This is a genomic window from Bradyrhizobium neotropicale, assembly GCF_001641695.1.
Classification (GTDB): domain Bacteria; phylum Pseudomonadota; class Alphaproteobacteria; order Rhizobiales; family Xanthobacteraceae; genus Bradyrhizobium; species Bradyrhizobium neotropicale.
Genome location: NZ_LSEF01000124.1, coordinates 31,557 through 54,142, shown reverse-complemented (window position 1 = coordinate 54,142; position 22,586 = coordinate 31,557). Strand labels below are relative to the sequence as shown.

Below are 22,586 nucleotides of genomic sequence, written 5' to 3'. Positions count from 1 at the left end.
ATCTTGATTATTTGGCGCTGTCGCGCAACATTATTCCCGCGTTTTGATTTGGACTTTGGACTATCTATTTTCAAACCGGGGGAGTGCGTTATGGGTTTCATCAAATTTACCAAGGGCACCTCGCTGAGCGACAAGGATCGCAAGTCGCTGCAAAAACTGCTGACGGACGAGAAGAAGAAGCTTCAAGCCGCGCTAAAGGACGTCGACGCCAGCCTTTCGATGCTGGGCGGCAAGAAGAAGGCCAAGAAGAAGCGGTAGGACTCGTCGGCTCGGACGCCTACGACCTTCGGATAAGGGCCGCTCGCCTGCGAGCTGGGGTCTCGCACAAGCTTGCGCCCGTAAACCGGCCAGCGGAATCGTCAAGAATTTGCCTGGGTGGACCGTTAGAAGCGGTCCGCTCAGTTGATTCTTGCGTCCCAGCCGGAGATTTGAGCCTCCGCCTGACGCCAAGGGCCCAATTGATTGATGGCAGACGACACAATTGACCTGTTTGTCGGACTGATCGAGACCATCGATACGCCGGGGGCGGTCGATGCGTACCGGCAATTTCTGTCGGCCAACGAACGCGCGCGGGCCGATCGCTTCATGTTCGAGCGGCATCGACGGCAATACATCTTCGCGCACGCGATGTTGCGCCTGGCGTTGTCGCACGTTGCACCCAATGTTGCGCCTTCGGATTGGTCCTTCGATACCGGCCGCTACGGACGGCCCTTTGTCGCATCGCCCGCGACCGCCCTGCATTTCAGCCTGTCCCATGCCGACGGCTGCGTCGCCTGCGTGGTCTCGAGACACGAGGCCGTCGGCATCGACGTCGAGACCGTGTCACGGCGTGTCGCGCCGCTGTCGACGGCGCTGCGCTTCTTCGCCCCCGAAGAGGTCGAGACACTGCGCGGATTGCCGGAGCCCGACGCCACCCAGCGCTTCTTCGACTATTGGACGCTGAAGGAAGCCTATCTGAAGGCCAGGGGTTTCGGGCTCAACCTGCCGCTCGACGGATTTGCGATGCAGGTGTCGCAAAAGGCGATCGAGATCAGCTTCAAGCCCGACATCGCCGACGATCCCGATGGCTGGCGCTTTTCGCTCAGTTCGCCCTCGCCCTCGCACCGCCTGGCGATCGCCGACGGCTCCCGGACGGCCGGCGGTCTTCCGATCAGCCGTCACGCCTGGCCGCTCCAGGACGCGGCCGAATGACCGGCCGGCGACTTCGCGTCTTTCCGGCCATCTCGCGCAATCGCGACCCCAAGAAATATATCGGCGAATTGATGCGGGTGGCGCAATTCGCCGACCGTAATGGCTTTGCGGGCATCCTGCTGTTCGAAGGCAACGACGTGTTCGTCGAGCCCTGGGCGATGGCCCAGCACATCATGGGGCAGACGTCGCGAAGCTCGCCGCTGATCGCCGTCAATCCGGTCTACATGCATCCGTTCACGGCGGCAAAATTCGTCTCGTCCTTCGCGCAGCTGCATGGCCGCAAGGTCTATCTCAACATGATCACGGGAACGGCGGTCAGCGACCTGCAGGCACTCGGCGACGAGCAATCGCATGCCGACCGCTACGACAGGCTCGGCGAATTCGTCGCGTTGATGCGCCAGCTCCTGGAAAGCCCGCGCCCGGTCAATTTCGACGGTCGGTTCTATCGCGCGAGCAATTTGCAGCTTCGTCCGCGCCTGCCGGCGGAGCTGATGCCGGAATACTTGATCGCCGGCCAGTCGGAGGCGGCGCAGCGCGTGGCAAGGGACACCGGCTGCATCAAGATGCAGATGCTGCCGCCTGATCTCGATCGCGGCCTCAGCGCACCCGGAATGAATTTCGGCATCTTCGCCCGCGAGACCCGCGACGCGGCGCGGCAGGCGGCGAAGGCCCGCTTCCGCGATAATCCCGATGATCGCGAGCTACTCTCGCTCACGATGGAGAACACCGACTCCACGTGGAAGCGTCGTCTCTATGACGGCCAGAGCGGCGAGCTCCAGGAGAACGGCTACTGGCTGTTGCCGTTCCTGACTTTCCAGGCCGACTGCCCCTATCTCGTCGGCAGCCATGCCGAGATCGGCGCGCGGCTGAAGGATTTCGCGGCGCAGGGCCTGACCACGATCATGCTCGACATGGTCGCCGACGAGACCGAGATGCAGCACGTCTGCAAGGCGCTCACGGCGAGCGGGATGCTTTAGAACTTCTTCCAACTCGCTTACTGAAGCCGTCGCATCGTCATGGCCGGGNCCATCCACGCCTTCCCGTACGGTACAAAGAACGTGGATGCCCGGGACAAGCCCGGGCATGACGGCCTCCCGTGGAGGCGGATATGCGATACCCCTGCCGCAAGCGGGGAGAGGCGAAGAACGGCCTCAGCGTGCCTCCTCAAATCCCGCCAGCACCGAGGTCAAATTGGCGCCGAGGATGTCGGAGAGATAGCCGCCCTCCTGCACGAACACAGTCGGCAAGTCCATCCGCGCGATGGCCTGGCCGATGCGGCGGAAACCGGGCGTGGTGACGGCGAGGCCGCGAAGCGGATCGTGCTCGGAGGCGTCGAGGCCGAGCGCGATGACGAGCGCGCCGGGCGCGAAGGACTCGATCGCCTTGCGCACCAGATCCATCGCCTGGATATAGCCGTCATCGCCGGTGCCGATGGCCAAGGGGATGTTGAGATTGGTGCCGAGGCCCGCTCCTTCGCCGCGCTCATGCGCATAGCCCCACACGAAGGGATAATAGTCGGTCGGATCGGCATGGATCGATATCGTGTAGACATCAGGTCGCGCGTAGAAAATTCCCTGCGTGCCGTTGCCGTGGTGGACGTCGACATCGAGGATCACGACGCGCTCATGCTTGAGCCGCAGATGCGCGGCCGCGATCGCGCTGTTGTTGAGGAAGCAGAAGCCGCCGGCCATATCGCGATAGGCGTGATGACCGGGCGGACGGCAGAGCGCGTAGGTCGCGTCCTCGCCGTCCATCACCATCTGCGCCGCGGTGACCGCGACGTCGGTCGCTGCGCAGGCCGCGGCCCAGGTACCGGGGCCGATCGGCGCTGCCGTATCAGCGGTGTGCCAGCCGAGCTTGCCGACGATGTGGGTGGGATAGGTCGCGGCTTGGCGGACCGGATGGATGTTGCCGATCATCTCCGGACCGGAATCGCCGAGTGCGGTCCAGGCGTCCCAGGCTTCGCTCAGGAACGACAGGTATTCCGGGCTGTGAATGCGCGCACGCGGCCCCTGCCCGAACTTTGTCGGCTCGACCAGTTGATGCTTGCCGTCATTCAGGCCCTTCAGCAGGCGGTCGGCGCGCTCGGGCTGCTCGGTGGTGCGCTTGACGACGCCGCGGACCAGGAAGAATTGCGGATCATGGCTGCGATGCAGCTCGGTATGGACGGCCTTCACTCAAACACTCCGGGTCGCATGCGCTTTGATGGTGCCATAGATGTCTTGATCCCTGTGGCGACAACATGCAAGCAAGAAGAATGCCGACCCTCGCCGCACCGTTCTGCGGATTGTCAGCGCACCGAGCATGATGACACTTGGCTCGACTGTTGCCATGAGGAAGATGCGCCCCCTCTCCCGCTTGCGGGGGAGGGCTGGGGTGGGGGTGTCGCCACAATCGAGACTCCCGATGTGGAGGAAGCCCCCACCCGGCGCTTCGCGCCGACCTCCCCCGCAAGCGCAGGGCGATCGCATATGAATGAGAGTTTGGCGGACAGCCTCCTTGCGGCCCATCCTTCGAGACGCCCGCTTTGCGCGGGCTCTCAGGATGAGGTCTTGATTTGTGGCGAAATGTTAGACCCTCATGGTGAGGAGCGCCGCCTCACGGCGCGTCTCGAACCATGAAGGCCGAGCACGTTCCAGCCAGTAAGGACCATAGCGATAGCCCTGCCCGCAAGCGGGAGAGGTTGAACGAGCCCGCCGGCTCAGCAGCGCCCGCGCTGGAGGCAATGTTCGCGGCCCTGCTGATCGGTGCGGAAGGACTCGATGAAGCCTCCCTGGCGCTGCGTGACGAAAACGGTCTTGCCGTCGCTGCCCCCGAAGGCGAGATTGGTCGGCTCCTTGCCTCTCAGCGCGATCTCGCGCTCGACCGCGCCATTGGGCTTCATCAACGCGACGGTACCCTTGAGAATCCGTGCGATATAGAGCCGGCCGGTGACGTCGGTGCGCAGGCCGTCGATCGAGTCAGGCTGGAATGCTTTCACGAGCTTCGCATCGGTAAGCTGGTTGCCGCTGACAGCGTACGACCAGACCTGGCCGCTGTTGGATTCGCCGACATAGAGCGTCTTGCCATCCGGGCTGAGATCGATGCCGTTGGTCGTGCCCATCGCGCGCGGCGCTACCATGATCTGTCCCTGCACCGAGCCGTCTGCCGCTTTCGCGATGCGCCAGATGTGACCCTCTCGCCCCTTCCAGTTCGGATCGCTCGCATAAATGGTGCCGTCGCGGGCGATGGTGATGTCATTGGGCTGATTCATCTCGTCGGAGTGAAACCAGACGGCGGGCTCGGTGTTGCCTTTCGGAATCGCGAGAACGTTGTGCTTCTTGTAGTCCGCAATGAACATCGTGCCGTTGCGATCGAAGCGGATGGCATTGCCGACGCTGCCGTCGGGAAGCACGACGAATGGCACCGAGGCGGCGCCGCCCGCAGGCAGTTTGCCGATGGTGCCGGGCTTGCCGAAATTGACGACGAAGAGATTGCCGTCGAGGTCGGCGGCGGGTCCTTCGATACCAAACGTGTATTCGCCGGCTGGCGTCACCTGCGCACTTTCGAACAGCTTTGTTTCGGCGCTGGCCGACGACGCCGCGATGACGAGAAGGATGCTACTGCACAGGCACCAGAGATTCCTGCCGGATGTAATAGCCATCGCCGTCGGTACACTCGCCGTTCAGATAGGGATCGGCCGGCCTGAAGAACCGGCTGAAGCCGGATTTGTCTACAGCGCTCCTTTGTGTCACGACGACGACCTTGGCGGCCGGTATTTCGCCGCATTCCTGGTTCGTTTTGCTGAAGAACTTGCGCTGCGGCGAGCCAGACTTGATCCGCATCCGCGTTCCCGGAACCATCCGCGCAACCAGCAAGTCCGCGGTATCAAGCAGGCGCGCATAGCGCGGCTCCGTCCTCGCGAGGTTCTCGCCGCCCGGCGGCATCAGCTTCTCGGCGCCCAGGCCGCGCAGCCGTGTGCGCAGCTTGCCGGAGTCGGGATCACCCGGGTAGATCCAGCCGTCCTGCGACAGCATGAACCGCAGCACGGCCCCGTCCTTGTCCGCGTCCGATTGCCCTGCCTTCAGACCGAAATCGGAATGGCAACCGACACAGTGCTTTTCGACCAGACCCTTGCGCAGCGTGGTGAGGCGGTCGCGGTTCTGCGCGTCCCTCGCCACGAACGCCGCGAGCTGATCGATCTGGGCCTGACTGCGCATATCGCAGGGCAGCGGCTGCGGCGCTTCGCCGGCGGCGCGGTCAATCCGGATCACTGTCTGGTTCTTGTCCTCGACCAACCAGATCGCGCCGTCCTCGGCGACAGTCATGCCGACGGGCGCGCCTTGCGGCCGCGTACCGTTGACCCGATGCCAGCCCGCGATCAGCTCCTCGAAGGGCGCGGCAGCGACCTCGCCGGTGTCGGTCTGGAAGCTTCGCGTCGCCTCGGCCGCGCAGCTGACGTGATAGCGCACCGGCGCCGGACTCGGCTTGGGGAAGCCATGATCATCGACGTCGTAGATGAGGACGCGGCTGCCGGTCGGGCGATAGCCGTGCAGTCCGACAAGCAGCTTGCCCTCCAGCTCCGGAAATTTTGCGCCGTGATAATAGAGCATGGCCAGCGGCGCGCCGTGCGGCGGCATCAGCGAGAGCGGTGCCTTGTAGAGCGCATTGCCGGTGCAGAGCGCCTTGTAGGGCCCGGACTGCAGCACGGCTTTGAATTCCGGGCTCGGCGTCGACAGATCGTAGCAATACGGCCAGCCATAGTGCTTGCCCGGCTCAATCGCGTTGATCTCCTCGTTCGGCTTGAAGATATCGGGCAGGTCGCGGCCGTTCTCGCCCTGCAGAAAGGCATAGCCGGTATCGGGGAAGCTCGGGTGCAGCGCCAGCGCCATCGAGTTGCGCAGACCTCGCGCATAGACCTGATGCGCCGGATTCGGATCGTTCGGCTTCAACGCCGGAAAAATGCCGCCCGCAGGCGGCGTGAACAGCCAGATCGCGGCCATGGCGTCGGCCCCTTCGGTGGCCGCGCAAGGCCGGTTGATCGGCGCCGGCGTGATACAGTCGTCGCTGTGCGACCCGATATTGACGAACAGGCGCCCGTTCTTGTCGAAGACAAACTGCTTGAGCGGGTGCGCGCTCTCGTCGAGCTTCGTGCCATCAGGCAGCGTGATCCGGCGGCCCGGCAAATGACGGATGATGGTCTCGACCGTGCTGCGCGGATTGTCCGCGAGCGGATCGACCCTGAAGATCGTCTCGGCGGACGAGGCGTACAGCTTCTTGTCCGGGCCGATTACGAGGCCGAACGGGTATTCGATCGCCGTCAGGAGTTCCTTGAACCGCTTGCCTGCCGGAGCGCGCGGATCGAGCAGCAGCAGCCGTCCATCGGTATGGCCCCAGCCGCCCATGTCGGCGACCACGAACAGGTCGTGGCCGGGCACCTGGATGATCGAGCGCGGAAATTTCAGATGATCGTCTTCGCTGGCGACAAGGCCGGCGCAGAACCCACCCTTCATGTCGAGCTGGATCCGGGGAAAGGCGAGATCGCCGCTGCCGCAGGTTTCCGCGCCGATCGCATAGCCGCTCTTCCTGAGTGGCTCGGACCACGCTGCCGAGGCGAGGCCGAGCAGGACTGTGAAGGCAGTCGCCATCAAGCGGCGGCTTCGATGTCCGCACCGTAATGTGAAGTGGTTCACCCAACCCTCCCCCGACTTTCGTCGAATCGAGCCTTCCACGCCGCCCGTGCGCCGTCCAGTTGATCATCACCCCCCTGTGATCAAACCCACCGAGGCCGAGCTAGCGACCAATATCCGTAGATTCCCTTACCGGGCTTGGCCCGAATGTTTTTCGGCATTTTCTGATGGTATCGATTTGCCATCCAAATCGCTTTCTACAGGAGGCGTATATGGTTCAGGTCTATTTTCACTGCTCCAATACTGACGGCACGCTGATCGATCGCTGCGGCACCGCCGTCGCCAACCTGACCGAGGCGCGCGATCGCGCCACCCAGATCATGCAGTCGATGATCCTGACGCCCGGCGCCGAAGACTGGCGCGACTGGGTGATCCACGTCAGCGACGACGACGGCGAGGAGATTTTCGATCTCCCCTTCACATCGATGCTCGGCAAGCCGCATTGAGGTGATGCCATGCTGTTCGCTTCGTTGAGCCTGCTCTGCCAGCCCCTGAACTTCGTTGCCACCAAGTGGCAAAGGTTGATTAAAATCGCAGGCAATCCCTACCGCCCCGAGCTTCACTACATGCGCGGGCCTGGCCCGAAATGGCACGCCAAGCATCAGGCCCGCCGTCGCGACGGCGCGCTGTAGGAGCTGCAGCTTCGACGCTTCCTGACTGACTTCCCCAAACTCGTCATGCCCGGGCTCGTCCCGGGCATCTTTGTCTTCACCGCCCGGTGAGCTTTGCCTTGCGCTTCTCGCCTGTTTCACACCAGCCATGTCGCTCCTGCCTATGGATGTTCTCGCTATCGGCAATGTGCCATTGTCGTTTTGCTTCGCCAATTGCGGAGCTGAGACGTCAACGCAACGAAGCACGACACCTGGGACACAAGACGACATCATGCCTCACCAGTTCAGCCTCGCCCAAAACATCCGCAAACCCGCCGTCAGGGCCAAGGGCGGCATCGTCGCCGCGCAGTCGCGCCGCGCGGCCGAGGTGGGCGCAGAGGTGCTGGCGGCGGGCGGCGACTGTGTCGATGCGATCGTCGCGACCACCTTCGCGCTGAACGTACTGGAACCCTGGATGAGCGGCATGGGCGGCGGCGGCGCGATGGTGCTCTTCCGCGCCAAGGAAAATCGCTACGAGGTGATAGACTACGGCATGCGCGCGCCGCAGAGCCTGCGCGTCGCCGACTATCCGCTCACCGGCCAGGGCGCGGCCTCCGACCTGTTCCCCTGGCCGCGGGTGAAGGACGACCGCAACATTCACGGCCCCGGCTCGATCGCGGTGCCCGGCGTCGTCGCCGGCATGGAGGAGGCGCATCGCCGCCACGCCAAGCTGCCGTGGAAGGATCTGCTGGCGCCGGCCGCGAAGCTCGCCGGCGAAGGGCTGCTGGTCGACTGGTGGACGACGCTGATGATCGCGAGCACAGCCGCCGATCTGCGGCGCTATCCGGCCAGCGCGGAAGCCTTTTTGAAGGACGGCCTGCCGCCGAATGCGCCGTGGGGTATCAAGGCCGAGACGCGGCTGCCGCAGGACAAGTTGAAGGCCACGCTGTCGCATCTTGCCGAGGCCGGCGCGCGCGACTTCTACCAGGGCGACCTCGCCAAAAGCATCGCATCCGACATCAAGGCCGACGGCGGCTCGCTGTCGGCCGAGGACCTCGCCGCATTCCGCGCCCATCTGCGCGAGCCGCTGGCGATCCCCTATCGTGGCGGCAAGGTCTTTGCGACGCCGGAGCTGACGGCCGGGCCGACGATGGCGCATGCGCTGCGCCTGCTGCAGCAGAATCTGAAGCCGGGCGGTACACCCGATGCGGCGACCTACGCCGAATATACGCTCGCTTTGCAATCGGCCTATCGCGAGCGGCTCGGAGACATGGGCGATGCCGACGGCAAGCGCTCGCTCGGCGCGGAATATCTGGCGCCGTCCTGCACCACGCACTTCTCCGTGGTCGACCGCCACGGCAACATGGCCGCGGTGACGCAGACGCTGCTCTCCACCTTCGGCTCGAAATACGTGACGCCGCACACCGGCATCACCATGAACAACGGCATCATGTGGTTCGACCCGACGCCGGGCACGACCAACTCGCTTGCACCCGGCAAGCGCTGCCTCACCAACTACACCCCCGTCATCGCCGAGACCCAGGACAGCAAGCGCCTCGCGGTCGGCGCCTCCGGCGGCCGCCGCATCCTGCCGGCGGTGATGCAGCTCGTCTCCTTCGCGATGGACTTCGGCATGGATCTCGACGCCGCGATCCACCAACCACGCATCGATGCCAGCGAAGGCGCAGTCGTGATCGGCGACGCCCGCCTGCAGGCGGACGCGCGCAAGGCGCTCGCGGCGCGCTTCGACTATGAGGAGACGCAGGTGCAGGCGCTGCCGATGAAATTCGCCTGCCCGAGCGTGGTAATGCGCGAGGGCGATACCAATTCCGGCGCGGTCGAGATCTTCCAGCCCTGGGCCGATGCGGTGGCCGAAGGCTGATCGTCACGACTCCTCCATATTTGCACGCGACACCGCAATCGATGTCCGCTCATCGAACGGACAGATGCGTGCCTAAAGGAGAGAATTAGGATGAAGAAGCTTGCGCTCGCCGCAACATTGATCATCGCGGCCGGCTTCACGATGCCCGGCGCGGCATTCGCCAGAGGCGGTCATGGCCACGGTCACGGTCATGGACACGGCCATGGTGGATTCCATGGACATCACCATGGCACGCCGCCCGGCTGGTATCACGGGCGCAAGGTCGGCTGGCACGGCCGGGGCTGCCCGCCCGGCCTGTGGAAGCAGGGCCGCTGCTGACACCCCATCTGCAACTCTTAAGAGGCGCCACCCCTGACCGGGCGGCGCCTTCTTTAAATGCCGAGACGGTCCCGCACGCGACCGGTGATCACGGCGCTGGTCACGGCCACCGGCCAGAGCGCGTGCATCGGGATCGGCTTGATGCCGGTGATCGGCATATCGATCTCGGCCTTGGCGCCGCCGATCAGGCGACGCGCGAGCTGCGCGCCCATCGCGGTCGAGAGCGCGACGCCGCGGCCGTTGCAGCCGAGCGAGATCAGGATGTCTTCCGCGGGCTCATGCACGTGCGGATAATGATCCTTGGTGATGGCGAGCCGGCTGTTCCAGCCATGAGTCCAGGAAACGCCCTTGAGCTGCGGCCATAGCCGCTCGGCATAGCGGACGAGATAGGCGACGTCGGACGGCGAATTGATCCAGCGCATCGGGCCGCGGCCACCCATCAAGAGGCGGCCATGCTGGTCGATGCGGTAGTAGACCGTGATGTGTCCGCTTTCGTAGAGCACGGAACGCGTCGGCATGATCGAGCGGGCGACCTCGTCCGAGAGCGGCGCCGTGGCGGCGATCGAGGAGAATACCGGCACGATGGTGCGGCGAAGCGCCAGCCAGAGATCGTCGGTAAAGCCGTTGGTGGCGAGCAGCACCTTTTCGGCATGCACCGCGGCACGCGGCGTTTCGATCCGCCAGCGGCTGCCCTCGCGGCGCAGCGACAGGGCCGGCGTCTCACCATGGACATTCGCGCCTGCGGACATCGCGGCGCGCGCAAGGCCGCGGGCATAGCTGAGGGGATGCAGATCGCCGCCGCGGGCATCGAGCATGGCACCGATGTAGCGGTCCGTGCCAGTCATCTCGCGCAACTGCTCGCGATCGAGGAACGACACCGGCATGCCGCGGCGGATGCATTGCTGCGCGGTCCTCTCGATCGCGGCGGCGCTGACCTCGTTATAGGCCGCGCGCAGCGTACCCTTCTGCCGCGCCTCGCAGGGGATCTGGTAGCGGCGGATCAGGTCGTGGGTGAAGTTCGTCGTTCCGTAGGAGAACTCGATCATGCGGCGGCCGAGTTCGGGGCCGAAATCGGCCTCAATCTGATCGGGATCGTGCTTCAGCCCGGGATTGGTCTGGCCGCCATTATTGCCGGAGGCGCCCCAGCCGGGCTCCTGCGCCTCCAGCACCAAGGCCTCTACGCCCTGCTCCGCCAAATGCAGCGCGGTCGAGAGGCCGGTGAAGCCGCCGCCGACGATGGCGACGGAGACATTCTTGTCGATGTCGAGCGGCGGCGTTGCAGTCGGCGCCACGGCCGTGTCGGCATAGAGTGAGGGCGGTAGTGGCAGGCGCGCAGGCGCATTCATGGCGAAGACCGATCAGAGCGGATGCAACACGCGGCGCAAAAAGTCCTGCGTGCGCGGATGCTGCGGTTGATTGAGGACGGCCTTGGCCGGTCCCTGCTCGACGATGACGCCGCCATCGATGAACAGCACGCGGTCGGCAACATCGCGGGCAAAGCCCATCTCGTGAGTGACGACGACCATGGTCATGCCGTCGTCGGCGAGCTTGCGCATGACGCCGAGGACATCGCCGACGAGCTCGGGATCGAGCGCCGAGGTCGGCTCGTCGAACAGGATCGCCTTGGGCTGCATCGCCAGCGCGCGGGCGATCGCGACGCGCTGCTGCTGGCCGCCGGAAAGCTGCGGCGGATGCACGTCGGCTTTTTCGGCGAGGCCAACCCGGGCGAGCAGCGCGCGTCCACGCTCAAACGCCGCGGCGCGCGGCTCCTTCTTCACATAGAGCGGTCCCTCGACGACGTTTTCGAGCGCGGTTCGATGTGGGAACAGGTTGAAGCGTTGAAATACCATTGAGACCTGGGTGCGGATCGCCACGATCGACGGCGCATCGCGGTCGACTTTCAGTCCCTCGACGCTGATCTCGCCGCGGTCGTAGCTTTCGAGCCCATTGATACAGCGCAGGATGGTCGACTTGCCGGAGCCGGAGGGGCCGATGATGCAGACCACCTCGCCCTTCTCGACGTTCGCCGTGATGCCCTTGAGCACCTCGACCTTGCCGAAGCTCTTGTGGACGTCGCTCAGCTCGATCATCGCTTGCCGGCCCGCTTCTCGAAGTGACGGACGAGCAGGATCAGCGGAATGCTCATGGTGAGATACATCAGCGCCACCAGCGTGAACACGCTGGTGTTCTTGAAGGTCGAAGATGCGATCAGCTTGCCTTGAAGGGCGAGCTCGGCGACCGTGATGGTCGAAGCCTGCGAAGAGTCCTTCAGCATCATGATCATGACGTTGCCGTAAGGCGGCAACACGATGCGCACCGCCTGCGGCAGCACCACGCGGCGCATTGTGAGCCACCAGCCCATGCCGATCGACTGCGCCGCCTCGATCTGCCCCTTGTCGATCGCCTCGATGCCGGCGCGGAAATTTTCGGCCTGGTAGGCTGAATAGGCGATGCCGAGCCCGAGGATCGCGGCTTGCAACGCGGTCAGCGTGACGCCGAGATCCGGCATCACGAAGTAGAGGTAGAATAGCAGCACGATGATCGGGATGCCGCGGATCACGTTGATCAGGCTGGCGCTGAGCCCCGACAGGAGGCCGATGCCTGAGACCCGCATCATGGCCCAGACGAGGCCAAGCACCGTCGACAGCAGCAGCGAGCCGATGGTGACGACGATCGTCAGCGCGACGCCGTTCAACAGGATCGGGAAGAACTCGACGGCGTCGTGCCAGAAGCCTTTCATCGCGCGGCCTTCTCAGCCCTCTATTGATCAGCCCTGCGCCTTCAGGCCCCATTTATCGAGGATCTTGTCGATGGTGCCGTTGGCCTTCAGCTTCGCCAGCGAGGCGTTGATCTTGCCCAGAAGCGCAGTCTCTCCCTTGCGCACGCCGATGCCGACCGAGCCGACGGTGACGGGTTTGTAGCCATCGACGAGACGCACCTCGGGGAAGCCCCCCTGCTTCAGATTGTAGGCGAGGATGGGATAGTCGGCATAGCCGGCCTTGAGGCGGCCGGTGTTCACGTCGCGCAGGATGTCGGGAATGGTCTCATAGGCCTTGACCTCGGCGAACAGGCCGGACTTCTTCAGCGCGTCGACGAAGGCGGTGCCGACCTGGGCACCGACCGTCTCGCCCTTCAGATCCTCCTGCGAGGCATAGGCCTTGGTGTCGCCCTTCGGCACGACGAGGCCTTCGCCATAGGTGTAGATCGGGTCGGAGAAGTCGACGACCTCCTTGCGCGGCGGCGTGATGAACATCGCGGCCGCGATAATGTCGATCTTGCTCGAGGTGAGCGAGGGAATCAGCGCCGAGAACTGCATCGGCTCGATCTGCACGTTGAGACCAGCGTCCTTGCCGATCTCGGTGATGAGATCGACCATGATGCCTTGGATGGTGTTGGTCTTGGTGTCGAGGAAGGTGAAGGGAATGCCGGTCGGCGTCGAGCCGACCTTCAGCACCTGCTGCGCCGATGCCGGCACGGTGGCTGCAATCGCGAGCGCCGCGACCGCGGCCTGAACGAAACGCTTCATCGCTATCCCCCTTTGGGTTCGGCCGATCGCGACGCCCGCGTGTATGGCGAGGCAGACGTTGCGGGCGACGCCTTTTCGGCTTATTTTCACCAATATGAAAATTTGGTCACACTTTCGCGGTCGATGCAAGCGGTTTTCATGCACATGAAGGAAGCGGTTTGACGTGAGCGGTGGCAAAAGAATGCGCAAACCGGCCGCCGCAAAGCCGGTGAAAAAGGCGAAGGCCAAAACGGCCGAGCCCGCGATGGACGTTGCGGTCGGCCGCCGCATCCGCGATCTCCGGCGGGTCAGGCAATTCTCGCTCGAAACGGTGGCCGAGCGCACGGAGCTTTCGATTGGCTTCCTCAGCCAGATCGAGCGCGGCCTGTCCTCGCCCTCGCTGCGCGTGCTGGCGACGCTCGCCGACGTGCTCGGCGTCGGCATCGCCGCGCTGTTCGGGACGAGCCCGAGCAGCGACGGCGTGTCCGACCAGATCGTGACGCGCGCGCTGCAGCGCCCCGAGCTCAAGCTCTGGCGCACCGGCGTCTCAAAACAGTTGCTGAGCCCGGCGAGCGCCGAGAACCGGCTCAATTTGTTCCTCGTGCATCTGGAGCCCGGCGGCTCAACCGGCGATGAGCTCTACACCCATGACGGCGAGGAAGCCGGCCTCGTGCTCGAGGGCGAGATGATGCTGACGGTGGATACGGAGACTTGGTCGCTGAAGACGGGCGACAGCTTTCGGTTTGCCAGCCGACGGCCGCACCGTTTTTCCAACCCGGCGCAGGATGCGAAGGCTGTGGTGCTGTGGGTGAATTCGGTGACGGCGGCGGGGTAGTTCTTCTCGCTCCACGGGCACAGCCGCAGTCCCGTCATCCCGAGGTGCGAGCGATGGGGCGCAACGCGCCACATGGCTCGCACCTCAGGGTGACGGTGATGGATTGGATATGGGCTTCCACGCCGTCATTGCGAGCGACGCGAAGCAATCCAGAATCTCGCCGCGGAGGCAGTCTGGATTGCTTCGTCGCTTCGCTCCTCGCAATGACGGGCGGATAAACCTTTACCCAAACCTATGAGCGTAGCGGTCCACCGTCAGCTCGCTCGTGTCGATCTCCGGCTTCTTGCCCGACAGCATGTCCGCGAGCACACGGCCGGAGCCGCAGGACATGGTCCAGCCCAGCGTGCCGTGGCCGGTGTTGAGGTGGAGATTACTGTAGCGCGTCGGGCCGATCACGGGCGGGCCGTCCGGTGTCATCGGGCGCAGGCCGCTCCAGAACGTTGCTTTGGAGAGATCGCCGCCGCGCGGGAAGAGATCGATCAGCGAATGATCCAGCGTGGCGCGGCGCGCGGGGTAGAGCTTGCTCGAATAGCCGGAGATCTCGGCGGTGCCGCCGACGCGGATGCGATCCCCCAAGCGGGTGATCGCAACCTTGTAGCTCTCGTCCATCACGGTCGATTCCGGCGCGCCGCTGGCGTCCTTGATCGGCACCGTGATCGAATAGCCCTTCACTGGATAGACCGGCAACGAAATGCCGAGCGGCGCAACCAGTCGCGACGACCAGCTTCCGAGCGCGAGGACATAGGCATCGGCCTGCAGCAGGCCGGCACTGGTCGCAACACCAGTCACGCGCGTGGCGTCCGTCACGATGCCGTTGATGCCGGTGTTGAACATGAAGCGCACGCCGAGCGCTTCGGCGTGCTTGGCCAGCGCCTGCGTGAACATGTGGCAGTCGCCGGTCTCGTCCTGCGGCAACCGCAATCCGCCCGCGAACTTCTCCTTCACGCCGCCGAGCGCCGGCTCGACCGCGATGCAGCCTTCTCGGCTGAGCACCTCATAGGGCACGCCGTATTGCTTGAGCACGGCGATGTCCTCGCCGGTGCCGTCGAGCTGCGCCTGGTAGCGGAACAGCTGCAAGGTGCCCTGCGCGCGCTCGTCATATTGAATGCCGATGTCGCGGCGCAGATCGCGCAGGCAATCGCGGCTGTACTCCGCAATCGGGATCATCCGGCTCTTGTTGACCGCGTAACGCGCGGACGTGCAGTTGCGCAGCATCTTGAGCAGCCAGATCCACATCACGGGATCGAGCTTCGGCCGGACCACCAGCGGGCCGTGCTTCATCAACAGCCATTTGACCGCCTTCACCGGCACGCCGGGGCCGGCCCAGGGCGAGGAATAGCCGGGCGAGACCTCGCCGGCATTGGCGAACGAAGTCTCCAGCGCCGGCTGCGGCTGACGGTCGACGACCGTCACCTCATGCCCGGCGCGCGCGAGATAGTAGGCAGAGGTGACACCGATGACACCGCTGCCGAGGATCAGGACTTTCACGCTTCGTCAAACTCCCGCGGCATCACGCGCCGCTGCCAAGACAGAAAAACACCGTGAACCGCGGGAGCAATTATCAGGCCACCCGCTTGATGGCGTCGCCGAGGATCGAGACCATCTGGTCGATGTGGCTCTTCTCGACGATCAGCGGCGGCGACATCGCAAAGGAGTCGCCGCTGGTGCGCAGGTAAAGGCCGCTGTTGAAGCAGTCGACCATCACGTCATAGCCACGCGCGCCGATCGCGCCCTCGCGCGGCGACAGCTCGACCGCACCCATCAGGCCGCAATTGCGGATGTCGATGACGTTCGGCAGACCTTTCAGCGAATGCAGCGCATCGCGCCAGTATTCGGCGATCGACGCACCGCGCGTGAGCAGGCCCTCGTCCTTGTAGATGTCGAGCGTGGCAAGGCCTGCGGCACAGGCGACGGGATGCGCCGAATAGGTGTAGCCGTGGAACAGCTCGATCTGGTTCTCCGGGCCGGTCATCAGGCCGTCATGCACCTTGCGGCTCGCGAACACAGCGCCGCAGGGGACAGTGCCGTTGGTGATACCCTTGGCGGTGGTCATCAGGTCCGGCGTGACGCCGAAGAAGTTGGCGGCGAACGGCGTGCCGAGGCGGCCGAAGCCGGTGATGACCTCGTCGAAGATCAGGAGGATGCCGTGCTTGTCGCAGATCTCGCGCAGCCGCTTCAGATAGCCCTGCGGCGGCGGCAGCACCGCGGTCGAGCCCGGCACCGGCTCGACGATGACGGCGGCAATCGTCTCGGCGCCGTGCAAGGCGACGAGGCGCTCGAGATCGTCAGCAAGCTCGGCGCCATGCGTCGGCTGATCCTTGGCAAAGGCGTTGCGGGTGAGATCGTGGGTGTGGCGGATGTGGTCGACGCCCGGAAGATGGGTCGCAAACGCACGGCGGTTCGCCACCATGCCGCCGACCGACATGCCGCCGAAGCCGACGCCGTGATAGCCGCGCTCCCGGCCGATCAGGCGGGTGCGCGTCGGCTGGCCGGTCGCGCGATGGTAGGCGAGCGCGATCTTCAGCGCGGTGTCGACCGATTCAGAGCCGGAGTTGGTGAAGAAGATGCGATCGAGCCCCTTCGGCGCGATTTCGGCGAGCCGCTCGGCGAAGTCGAACGCGAGCGGATGACCCATCTGGAACGACGGCGCGAAGTCCAGCGTCATGAGCTGCTTTTCGACCGCGGCCGCGATCTGCTTGCGGCCGTGGCCGGCGTTGACGCACCAGAGGCCGGCGGAGCCGTCGATCACCTTGCGGCCGTCGACGCTTGTGTAGTGCATGCCCTCGGCCGAGGAGAACAGGCGCGGCGCCTTCTTGAACTGCCGGTTGGCCGTGAACGGCATCCAGTACGAATCGGTCTTGATGGTGTTCGGAATCTGATGAAGGGTCACGGCCGCGCTCCTTTGCTGACCCTTTAGCAGAGCCACGGCTTCCTAAGCGCAACAAGCCCTTTTCTGTGCATTCGCAACCCATTGATTTGATTGGGCGGGCCGGTCCATATTTGCGCGATCCGCAACACCTGCAACAGGGACTTTGGGCATGAGCGTCGACATCGGTGGACGGCTGCGATTCATCCGGGCGCGCCACAAGCTGTCGCAGCGGGAACTCGCCAAACGCTCCGGTGTCACCAATTCGACGATCTCGCTCATCGAGTCCAACCAGATGAACCCGTCGGTCGGTGCGCTCAAGCGCATTCTCGACGGGATTCCGATGGGGCTCGCCGAGTTCTTTGCGCTCGAGCCTGAGACGCGGCGCAAGATCTTCTACCGCGCGGAGGAACTCACCGAGGTCGGCAAGAAGCCGATCTCCTACCGCCAGGTCGGCGACAATCTGTTCGGCCGGAGCTTGCAGATCCTGAAAGAGCGCTACGAACCCGGTAGTGACACCGGCCGAGTGCCGCTGGTCCATGACGGCGAGGAAGGCGGCGTGGTGATCTCCGGCAAGCTCGAGGTCACGGTCGAGGACGAGCGCCGCATCCTCAATCCCGGCGATGCCTATTATTTCGAGAGCCGCCGCCCGCACCGCTTCCGCTGCGTCGGCGGCAAGCCGTGCGAAGTAATCTCGGCCTGCACGCCGCCGACGTTCTGAGAGGCGTCGGCGCTTGTATGATCAATGATCTCGGCAGGCAGAAACGTCATGATAGACGCGCTCCCCCATAGTGTCCTAAGGTTGTGCTGAGCTGATGGGACAGGCATCATGTCGAAGGTCGGAGAGCACTTCATCGCACACGATGGCATGACAGAGCCGGGTCCGCTTGGAAGACTCTACGAGCACCTTCCTCCTGACATAGCTTCGCTGCGCGACATCGTATCAGGGCTCATTGTGCATGTGTCGTGCGCAGACCAGTACGGCATTCCGGCCAGCACGCCGCGCCCCCGCGAGACGCAGCCGGTTTCCGCTCGGCTACAACTCATCCAGGAATGCTTCGACGGACCGCTGGAGGTGCCTCGCCCTCCGCGGCAGCGGACGTTCGGCACATGCCGTGACTATTCGCTGTTACTCTGCAGCATTCTGAGACATCGCGCGATTCCTGCGCGTGTCCGGTGCGGATTTGCCACCTATTTCGACGCCGCGCCCAACCAGGATCACTGGATTTGCGAGTATTGGTCGGCGGCAGAGCAGCGCTGGCGTCGCGTCGATGCACAAATCGATGAGATGCAGCAAAGGGACCTTGGCATCACATTCGACCTGACTGACCTGCCGAATGATGTCTACCTGACGGCGGCCCAAGCGTGGAGATTAGCGAGGAGTGGGAGCGTCGATCCGGATGATTTCGGGCACGGCGACGCAAGGGGCCTTTGGTTCATGAACGTAGATCTCCACCGGGATCTCCTGGCGCTCGCAAACCGGCACACGTCGGTCTGGGACACGTGGCGCAGCGCGACAGCAGAAAACAGGTGCCTGGACGAGACGGACCTGGCCTATGGCGATCGCGTCGCGACGTCCATCGAGACGATTGAACAATCCGAGGGTTGCTCTTCCAGGCCTGATGAGACGGTAGCGTTTCTCAGAAACCCGTCATGGATTGATACGAGCGGCGCCTAGCTCCTTCTCGGAAGACGCCGCGGCGGGAGGAGCTCCCGACGCCGCGTTGGCCGTCAGCGCTGCGTCAACAGCTCCTCGATCTTGATCGGGAAACGGCGCACCCTCACGCCGGTCGCATGCCAGACGGCGTTGGCGACCGCGCCGGCACTGCCGGTGATGCCGATCTCGCCGACGCCTTTGATGCCGAGTGCGTTGACGTGCGGATCGTGCTCCTCGACCGTGATCACGTCGAGCGGTGGCACGTCGGCATTCACGGGGATGTGGTACTCGCCGAGGTTGGCGTTCATGATCCGGCCGCTACGGCGGTCGGTGATCGCCTCCTCGTGCAGCGCGAATGACATGCCCCAGATCATGCCGCCGAACAGCTGGCTCTTCACCAGATGCGGATTGACGATGCGCCCGGCCGCGAAGGCGCCGACCATGCGCGAGACGCGGATCTGGCCGAGGTCGGGATCGACCTTCACCTCGGCGAAGACAGCGCCATGCGCATGCATCGCATATTCTTCCATCGCCGCAGGGTTCGGCGCGCCGGTGCCGCGAGCCTCGACCTCGCCGAGACCGGCGCGTGCGAGGATGTCGGCGTAGCTCTCGCCACGGCTCTCATCGTCGCGGCGGAGCAGCTTTCCGTCGCGCGCGATCACGCCGGCATTGCCGGCGCCGAACAGCGGCGAGCGCTCGTCACCGGTTGCGAGATCGGCGAGCTTGGCGATGACCGCCGCGCCGGCATTGTGGATCGCCGCACCGGCGGTTGCCGTATGCGCGGAGCCGCCGGCGATGCCGGCGTCGGGCAGATCGGACGTGCCGGCCTTGAACGCGACGCGATCGACATCGAGGCCGAGGCCATCGGCCGCGATCTGGGCGAGCGCCGTCCAGGCGCCCTGCCCCATGTCATGCGCGCCGATCTCCATGGCGCCGGTGCCGTCGCGACGAATCGCCGCGCGCGCTTCGGCCTGGAACATCAGCGCCGGGAACGTCGCCGTGCCCATGCCCCAACCGACCAGAAGACCGGCATCGTCGCGCATCTGCCGCGGCTGAAGCGAGCGCTTCGCCCAGCCGAAACGCGCCGCCCCTTGCTCGTAGCAGGCCCGCAGCGCCTTCGAGGAAAATGGCCTGCCGGTGATCGGCTCGACCTCGGCGTAGTTCCTCAGGCGAAAGGCGAGCGGATCGATGCCCCAGGCCCAGGCCATCTCGTCGATCGCGCTCTCCAGCGCGATCGAGCCGGTTGCTTCCCCGGGCGCGCGCATGAACAGCGGCGTGCCGGTGTCGACGCGCACGGCGTCATGCGAGGTCCGGATCGCTGGGCTGGCATAGAGCGTGTGCGAGGCATCAGCGGCGGGCTCGTAAAAATCGTCGAATGTGCTCGACACCGTCCTGGCGTGATGATCGAGAGCGGTCAGGCGTCCTTCGCCGTCGGTGCCCACGCGCAGCCGCTGGCGCGTCGGTGCACGATGGCCGACCGGGCCGTACATCTGCTCACGGCGCAGCACGAGCTTGACCGGCTTGGCGACCAGCTTTGCCGCCATGATACCGAGGACCTGGGGACCAGCCATCAAGCCCTTGGAGCCGAAGCCCCCGCCGAGGAAGGGACTGCGGATGTGAATCTTCTCTGGCGCCATGCCGAACAGCTCGGCGACGCGTGCGCGCGACAGGAACAAGCCCTGGGTCGGCATGTCGATCGAGAGGTTGTCGCCGTCCCAGGCCGCGACGATCGCATGCGGCTCCATGGCGTTGTGATATTGCGGCGGCGTCTCATAGGTGACCTCGATCCGCTTGTCGGCCGCGACGAGACCCGCCTCGACGTCGCCGCGGCGATTTTCCGTCGGGTTGCCGACACCGACGACGGGCGGCACGAAACTTTCGCCGGCATCGAGCCCGACACGCGCCGGCAGCGTCTCGTAACGTGGCGCCAGCAGCGCCGCGCCTTCGGTCGCCGCCTCCAGCGTTTCCGCGATCACGACGGCGATGGGCTGGTTGGGATAGCGGACCTCGTCGCTCTGCAACACTTCCATCCGGAACACGAACGGATTGGTCTTGATTTCCGGGTCGATCGCGAGCTGTGGCTTGTGGCTCGACGTCATGATTTCAACGACGCCGGGATGGCGCTTGGCCGCGGCCACATCGAGCGAGGTCACGCGACCGCGCGCGATGCTGGAGACCGCCATCACGGCAAACAGCATGCCGGGCGGATGATTGTCGGCGGCATAAGTCGCCTGTCCCCTGACCTTGAGGATGCCGTCACGACGGGTCAGCGGCTGGCCGATGTTCGAGCCGTGCCGTAAGTGGGCGGGAGCGGAGGTGAGACTGAGCTCAGACATGGATGGCTCCGGAAATGGACGCAAAGGGAGAGGCCGGCAGCGCGGGCATGCGCGCAGGCGTACCAGCGGCGGCAAGGGTCAGCGCACGCACGACGATGCGGCGCCCGAGCTCGATCTTGAAGGCGTTGTCGCCGGACGGCTTTGCATCAGCGAGCGCGCGCCGGGCGGCTTCCTGGAAGGCGGCTGCATCAGGTGCGACGCCCTTGAGAACGTCTTCCGCTGCGCGGGCGCGCCAAGGCTTCGCGGCGACGCCGCCGAGCGCAAGCCGCGCTTCCGTGACCTTGCCGTTCTTGACCTGCAAGGCGGCCGCGGCCGAGACGACGGCAAACGCATACGAGGTACGCTCGCGGACCTTGAGGTAGCGCGCATGCGTGGCAAAGCCGCGTGCGGCGGCCGGCAGACGCACCGCGACGATGAGATCGCCGGGCTCGAGCGCAGATTCACGCTCCGGCGTATCCCCTGGCAGGCGATGCAGCTCGTCGAGCGCGATCTCACGCCGGCCGTTCCGGCCCTCGATCTCGACGATCGCGTCGAGCGCGACCAGCGGCACGCAGAAATCGGACGGATGCGTGGCGATGCAGCTCTCGCTCCAGCCGAGCACGGCGTGAGTGCGGTTCTCACCCGCGCGCGCGTCGCAGCCGCTGCCGGCCTCGCGCTTGTTGCAACGGCTGGCCGTGTCATAGAAATAGGCACAGCGCGTTCGTTGCAGGAGATTACCGCCCACCGTCGCCGCGTTGCGCAATTGCGCGGACGCCCCGGAGAGCAGCGCTTCAGCTACGGCCGGATAGGACTTTGCGAACTCAGCATCATGCGCGAGATCGGCATTGCGCACGAGCGCGCCGATACGGACGCTCCCGTCGGCGAGACACTCGATCCGGTCGAGACCCTCGAGACGCGTAACATCGACGAGACGATCCGGACGGCTGACGCCGCCCTTCATCAGATCGAGCAGATTGGTGCCGGCGGCGAGATAAGCAGCGCCGGGCTGGGCGCCAGCGGCAACGGCCTCTGCGACCGTGGCGGGCCGGACATAATCGAACGGTTTCATGCCGAGCGCCTCTGGTTGGATTCGTCCATGCCGGCCTGCGCCTCGAGCACGGCATCGACGATGCCGGCATAGGCGCCGCAGCGGCAGAGATTGCCGCTCATGCATTCGCGAATGCGTTCGGGAACATCGCCGGCCTGGCCTTCGCGCATCATTCCGATCGCGCTCATGATCTGGCCGGGCGTGCAGAAGCCGCATTGGAAACCGTCATGGGCGATGAAGGCGGCCTGCACGGGGTGAAGCTGGTCGCCGCGCGCGACGCCTTCGATGGTGAGGATGTCGGCGCCGTCATGGCTGATGGCGAGCGCGAGGCAGGAGTTGATGCGCTTGCCGTCGACGAGAATGGTGCAGGCGCCGCATTGGCCGCGGTCGCATCCCTTCTTGGTTCCGGTCAGATGGAGGCGCTCACGCAGGAGATCGAGCAGCGTGACGCGCGGATCGTCGAGGACGAATTCGCGCCGCGCACCGTTCACGGTGAGGCTGATGGAGTGGTTCATACAAGGCTCCGATCAGATGGACATGAGTGATCGCGCGGCGCGCCACCGCCGTGGCCGCCGTCGATTCCGCGTCGCCCGCGCATGAGCCGGGTCGACGTGTCAGCGAAGATACGGAGGCACCCTCCGTTTAACAAGAGCCGCCGGAAAATATTGGAATTCGTCAAAAGCCCGTGCGCAAACAACGCGATGCGCCAC

The 22,586-nt window shown here is 64.9% G+C and carries 22 protein-coding genes; 10 read left to right on the top strand and 12 right to left on the bottom strand.

The genetic code is table 11. From position 1 onward, the window contains the following. Positions 1 to 90 precede the first annotated feature (90 nt). The 3 genes from AXW67_RS43440 (at position 91) to AXW67_RS39505 (ending at position 2,168) form a co-directional block, all read left to right on the top strand. Positions 91 to 258, top strand: coding sequence for a hypothetical protein (locus tag AXW67_RS43440; protein WP_198024727.1), 168 nt, complete (start codon positions 91 to 93; stop codon positions 256 to 258). Between the two features lie 207 nt (positions 259 to 465). After that, positions 466 to 1,191: a 4'-phosphopantetheinyl transferase family protein gene (locus AXW67_RS39510; RefSeq protein ID WP_027552762.1), complete on the top strand. Its 726-nt coding sequence runs from the start codon at positions 466 to 468 to the stop codon at positions 1,189 to 1,191. Next, complete coding sequence (locus AXW67_RS39505; protein ID WP_063682248.1) at positions 1,188 to 2,168, top strand: LLM class flavin-dependent oxidoreductase; 981 nt, start codon at positions 1,188 to 1,190, stop codon at positions 2,166 to 2,168. Before AXW67_RS39510 ends, AXW67_RS39505 begins: the two co-directional genes overlap by 4 nt. A 174-nt stretch (positions 2,169 to 2,342) precedes the next feature. Here the strand turns inward: AXW67_RS39505 and AXW67_RS39500 are convergent, their stop codons facing one another. From AXW67_RS39500 to AXW67_RS39490, 3 genes are all read right to left on the bottom strand, one after another. After that, positions 2,343 to 3,368 (bottom strand): histone deacetylase family protein, encoded by a 1,026-nt coding sequence (locus tag AXW67_RS39500; protein WP_063682247.1) that lies wholly within the window; start codon positions 3,366 to 3,368, stop codon positions 2,343 to 2,345. Between the two features lie 524 nt (positions 3,369 to 3,892). Continuing rightward, positions 3,893 to 4,834, bottom strand: coding sequence for an SMP-30/gluconolactonase/LRE family protein (locus AXW67_RS39495; RefSeq protein ID WP_027552759.1), 942 nt, complete (start codon positions 4,832 to 4,834; stop codon positions 3,893 to 3,895). Next, positions 4,791 to 6,818, bottom strand: a complete 2,028-nt coding sequence (locus AXW67_RS39490; protein ID WP_201723774.1) for a PQQ-dependent sugar dehydrogenase — start codon at positions 6,816 to 6,818, stop codon at positions 4,791 to 4,793. The genes AXW67_RS39495 and AXW67_RS39490 overlap by 44 nt, the downstream gene beginning before the upstream one ends. Positions 6,819 to 7,072: 254 nt before the next feature. On the opposite strand from AXW67_RS39490, the gene AXW67_RS39485 reads away from it, so the two are divergent. The 4 genes from AXW67_RS39485 to AXW67_RS39475 all read left to right on the top strand — a co-directional run bounded on the left by AXW67_RS39485 (position 7,073) and on the right by AXW67_RS39475 (position 9,650). Next, positions 7,073 to 7,306 (top strand): DUF6894 family protein, encoded by a 234-nt coding sequence (locus AXW67_RS39485; RefSeq protein WP_027552757.1) that lies wholly within the window; start codon positions 7,073 to 7,075, stop codon positions 7,304 to 7,306. Between the two features lie 9 nt (positions 7,307 to 7,315). Beyond that, positions 7,316 to 7,492, top strand: a complete 177-nt coding sequence (locus AXW67_RS43435; protein WP_198024725.1) for a hypothetical protein — start codon at positions 7,316 to 7,318, stop codon at positions 7,490 to 7,492. Between the two features lie 250 nt (positions 7,493 to 7,742). Further along, complete coding sequence (locus tag AXW67_RS39480; RefSeq protein ID WP_063682245.1) at positions 7,743 to 9,332, top strand: gamma-glutamyltransferase; 1,590 nt, start codon at positions 7,743 to 7,745, stop codon at positions 9,330 to 9,332. Between the two features lie 90 nt (positions 9,333 to 9,422). Then, on the top strand, positions 9,423 to 9,650 hold the full coding sequence (locus AXW67_RS39475; protein ID WP_051310624.1) for a hypothetical protein: 228 nt from the start codon (positions 9,423 to 9,425) through the stop codon (positions 9,648 to 9,650). Between the two features lie 53 nt (positions 9,651 to 9,703). Here the strand turns inward: AXW67_RS39475 and AXW67_RS39470 are convergent, their stop codons facing one another. The 4 genes from AXW67_RS39470 to AXW67_RS39455 are packed head-to-tail and all read right to left on the bottom strand — an operon-like array spanning position 9,704 to position 13,176. Beyond that, positions 9,704 to 10,996 carry an NAD(P)/FAD-dependent oxidoreductase gene (locus AXW67_RS39470; protein ID WP_063682244.1) on the bottom strand — a complete coding sequence of 431 codons (1,293 nt, stop codon included), beginning with the start codon at positions 10,994 to 10,996 and terminating at the stop codon, positions 9,704 to 9,706. Positions 10,997 to 11,008: 12 nt separating this feature from the next. Beyond that, on the bottom strand, positions 11,009 to 11,740 hold the full coding sequence (locus AXW67_RS39465) for an amino acid ABC transporter ATP-binding protein (protein WP_063682243.1): 732 nt from the start codon (positions 11,738 to 11,740) through the stop codon (positions 11,009 to 11,011). Further along, positions 11,737 to 12,390, bottom strand: coding sequence for an amino acid ABC transporter permease (locus tag AXW67_RS39460; protein WP_027552752.1), 654 nt, complete (start codon positions 12,388 to 12,390; stop codon positions 11,737 to 11,739). Before AXW67_RS39460 ends, AXW67_RS39465 begins: the two co-directional genes overlap by 4 nt. A 27-nt stretch (positions 12,391 to 12,417) precedes the next feature. Continuing rightward, positions 12,418 to 13,176, bottom strand: a complete 759-nt coding sequence (locus AXW67_RS39455) for an ABC transporter substrate-binding protein (RefSeq protein ID WP_063682242.1) — start codon at positions 13,174 to 13,176, stop codon at positions 12,418 to 12,420. A gap of 181 nt (positions 13,177 to 13,357) precedes the next feature. On the opposite strand from AXW67_RS39455, the gene AXW67_RS39450 reads away from it, so the two are divergent. Further along, on the top strand, positions 13,358 to 13,990 hold the full coding sequence (locus tag AXW67_RS39450) for a helix-turn-helix domain-containing protein (protein WP_063682241.1): 633 nt from the start codon (positions 13,358 to 13,360) through the stop codon (positions 13,988 to 13,990). A gap of 222 nt (positions 13,991 to 14,212) precedes the next feature. Here the strand turns inward: AXW67_RS39450 and AXW67_RS39445 are convergent, their stop codons facing one another. Continuing rightward, a complete protein-coding gene (locus tag AXW67_RS39445) occupies positions 14,213 to 15,478 on the bottom strand; it encodes a D-amino acid dehydrogenase (RefSeq protein ID WP_063682240.1) in 1,266 nt (421 codons plus the stop codon). Between the two features lie 73 nt (positions 15,479 to 15,551). Beyond that, complete coding sequence (gene aptA / locus AXW67_RS39440) at positions 15,552 to 16,880, bottom strand: omega-aminotransferase AptA (RefSeq protein WP_035685011.1); 1,329 nt, start codon at positions 16,878 to 16,880, stop codon at positions 15,552 to 15,554. A gap of 148 nt (positions 16,881 to 17,028) precedes the next feature. Between aptA and AXW67_RS39435 the strand changes: the two genes are divergently transcribed. Both AXW67_RS39435 and AXW67_RS39430 read left to right on the top strand, forming a co-directional pair. Then, the gene (locus tag AXW67_RS39435) at positions 17,029 to 17,577 is read left to right on the top strand and encodes a cupin domain-containing protein (protein WP_027552747.1); all 549 of its coding nucleotides are present in this window, start codon (positions 17,029 to 17,031) and stop codon (positions 17,575 to 17,577) included. 108 nt (positions 17,578 to 17,685) lie between these two features. Then, positions 17,686 to 18,534, top strand: coding sequence for a transglutaminase domain-containing protein (locus tag AXW67_RS39430; protein WP_063682239.1), 849 nt, complete (start codon positions 17,686 to 17,688; stop codon positions 18,532 to 18,534). Positions 18,535 to 18,587: 53 nt separating this feature from the next. Here the strand turns inward: AXW67_RS39430 and AXW67_RS39425 are convergent, their stop codons facing one another. From AXW67_RS39425 to AXW67_RS39415, 3 genes are read right to left on the bottom strand one after another with little or no spacing between them, the layout of a single operon-like run. Continuing rightward, entirely contained in the window at positions 18,588 to 20,849 is a 2,262-nt protein-coding gene (locus tag AXW67_RS39425; protein ID WP_063682238.1) for a xanthine dehydrogenase family protein molybdopterin-binding subunit, read from the bottom strand. Then, positions 20,842 to 21,897 (bottom strand): FAD binding domain-containing protein, encoded by a 1,056-nt coding sequence (locus AXW67_RS39420; protein ID WP_063682237.1) that lies wholly within the window; start codon positions 21,895 to 21,897, stop codon positions 20,842 to 20,844. Before AXW67_RS39420 ends, AXW67_RS39425 begins: the two co-directional genes overlap by 8 nt. Next, the gene (locus AXW67_RS39415; protein ID WP_063682236.1) at positions 21,894 to 22,391 is read right to left on the bottom strand and encodes a (2Fe-2S)-binding protein; all 498 of its coding nucleotides are present in this window, start codon (positions 22,389 to 22,391) and stop codon (positions 21,894 to 21,896) included. Before AXW67_RS39415 ends, AXW67_RS39420 begins: the two co-directional genes overlap by 4 nt. Positions 22,392 to 22,586: the final 195 nt, after the last annotated feature.

Bases quoted from the DNA above. Each gene is read 5' to 3' on its own strand.
- AXW67_RS43440 (WP_198024727.1), top strand. From the start codon at position 91: ATGGGTTTCATCAAATTTACCAAGGGCACCTCGCTGAGCGACAAGGAT.
- AXW67_RS39510 (WP_027552762.1), top strand. From the start codon at position 466: ATGGCAGACGACACAATTGACCTGTTTGTCGGACTGATCGAGACCATC.
- AXW67_RS39505 (WP_063682248.1), top strand. From the start codon at position 1,188: ATGACCGGCCGGCGACTTCGCGTCTTTCCGGCCATCTCGCGCAATCGC.
- AXW67_RS39495 (WP_027552759.1), bottom strand. From the start codon at position 4,834: ATGGCTATTACATCCGGCAGGAATCTCTGGTGCCTGTGCAGTAGCATC.
- AXW67_RS39490 (WP_201723774.1), bottom strand. From the start codon at position 6,818: ATGGCGACTGCCTTCACAGTCCTGCTCGGCCTCGCCTCGGCAGCGTGG.
- AXW67_RS39485 (WP_027552757.1), top strand. From the start codon at position 7,073: ATGGTTCAGGTCTATTTTCACTGCTCCAATACTGACGGCACGCTGATC.
- AXW67_RS43435 (WP_198024725.1), top strand. From the start codon at position 7,316: ATGCTGTTCGCTTCGTTGAGCCTGCTCTGCCAGCCCCTGAACTTCGTT.
- AXW67_RS39480 (WP_063682245.1), top strand. From the start codon at position 7,743: ATGCCTCACCAGTTCAGCCTCGCCCAAAACATCCGCAAACCCGCCGTC.
- AXW67_RS39475 (WP_051310624.1), top strand. From the start codon at position 9,423: ATGAAGAAGCTTGCGCTCGCCGCAACATTGATCATCGCGGCCGGCTTC.
- AXW67_RS39470 (WP_063682244.1), bottom strand. From the start codon at position 10,996: ATGAATGCGCCTGCGCGCCTGCCACTACCGCCCTCACTCTATGCCGAC.
- AXW67_RS39465 (WP_063682243.1), bottom strand. From the start codon at position 11,740: ATGATCGAGCTGAGCGACGTCCACAAGAGCTTCGGCAAGGTCGAGGTG.
- AXW67_RS39460 (WP_027552752.1), bottom strand. From the start codon at position 12,390: ATGAAAGGCTTCTGGCACGACGCCGTCGAGTTCTTCCCGATCCTGTTG.
- AXW67_RS39455 (WP_063682242.1), bottom strand. From the start codon at position 13,176: ATGAAGCGTTTCGTTCAGGCCGCGGTCGCGGCGCTCGCGATTGCAGCC.
- AXW67_RS39450 (WP_063682241.1), top strand. From the start codon at position 13,358: ATGCGCAAACCGGCCGCCGCAAAGCCGGTGAAAAAGGCGAAGGCCAAA.
- AXW67_RS39435 (WP_027552747.1), top strand. From the start codon at position 17,029: ATGAGCGTCGACATCGGTGGACGGCTGCGATTCATCCGGGCGCGCCAC.
- AXW67_RS39430 (WP_063682239.1), top strand. From the start codon at position 17,686: ATGTCGAAGGTCGGAGAGCACTTCATCGCACACGATGGCATGACAGAG.
- AXW67_RS39425 (WP_063682238.1), bottom strand. From the start codon at position 20,849: ATGTCTGAGCTCAGTCTCACCTCCGCTCCCGCCCACTTACGGCACGGC.
- AXW67_RS39420 (WP_063682237.1), bottom strand. From the start codon at position 21,897: ATGAAACCGTTCGATTATGTCCGGCCCGCCACGGTCGCAGAGGCCGTT.
- AXW67_RS39415 (WP_063682236.1), bottom strand. From the start codon at position 22,391: ATGAACCACTCCATCAGCCTCACCGTGAACGGTGCGCGGCGCGAATTC.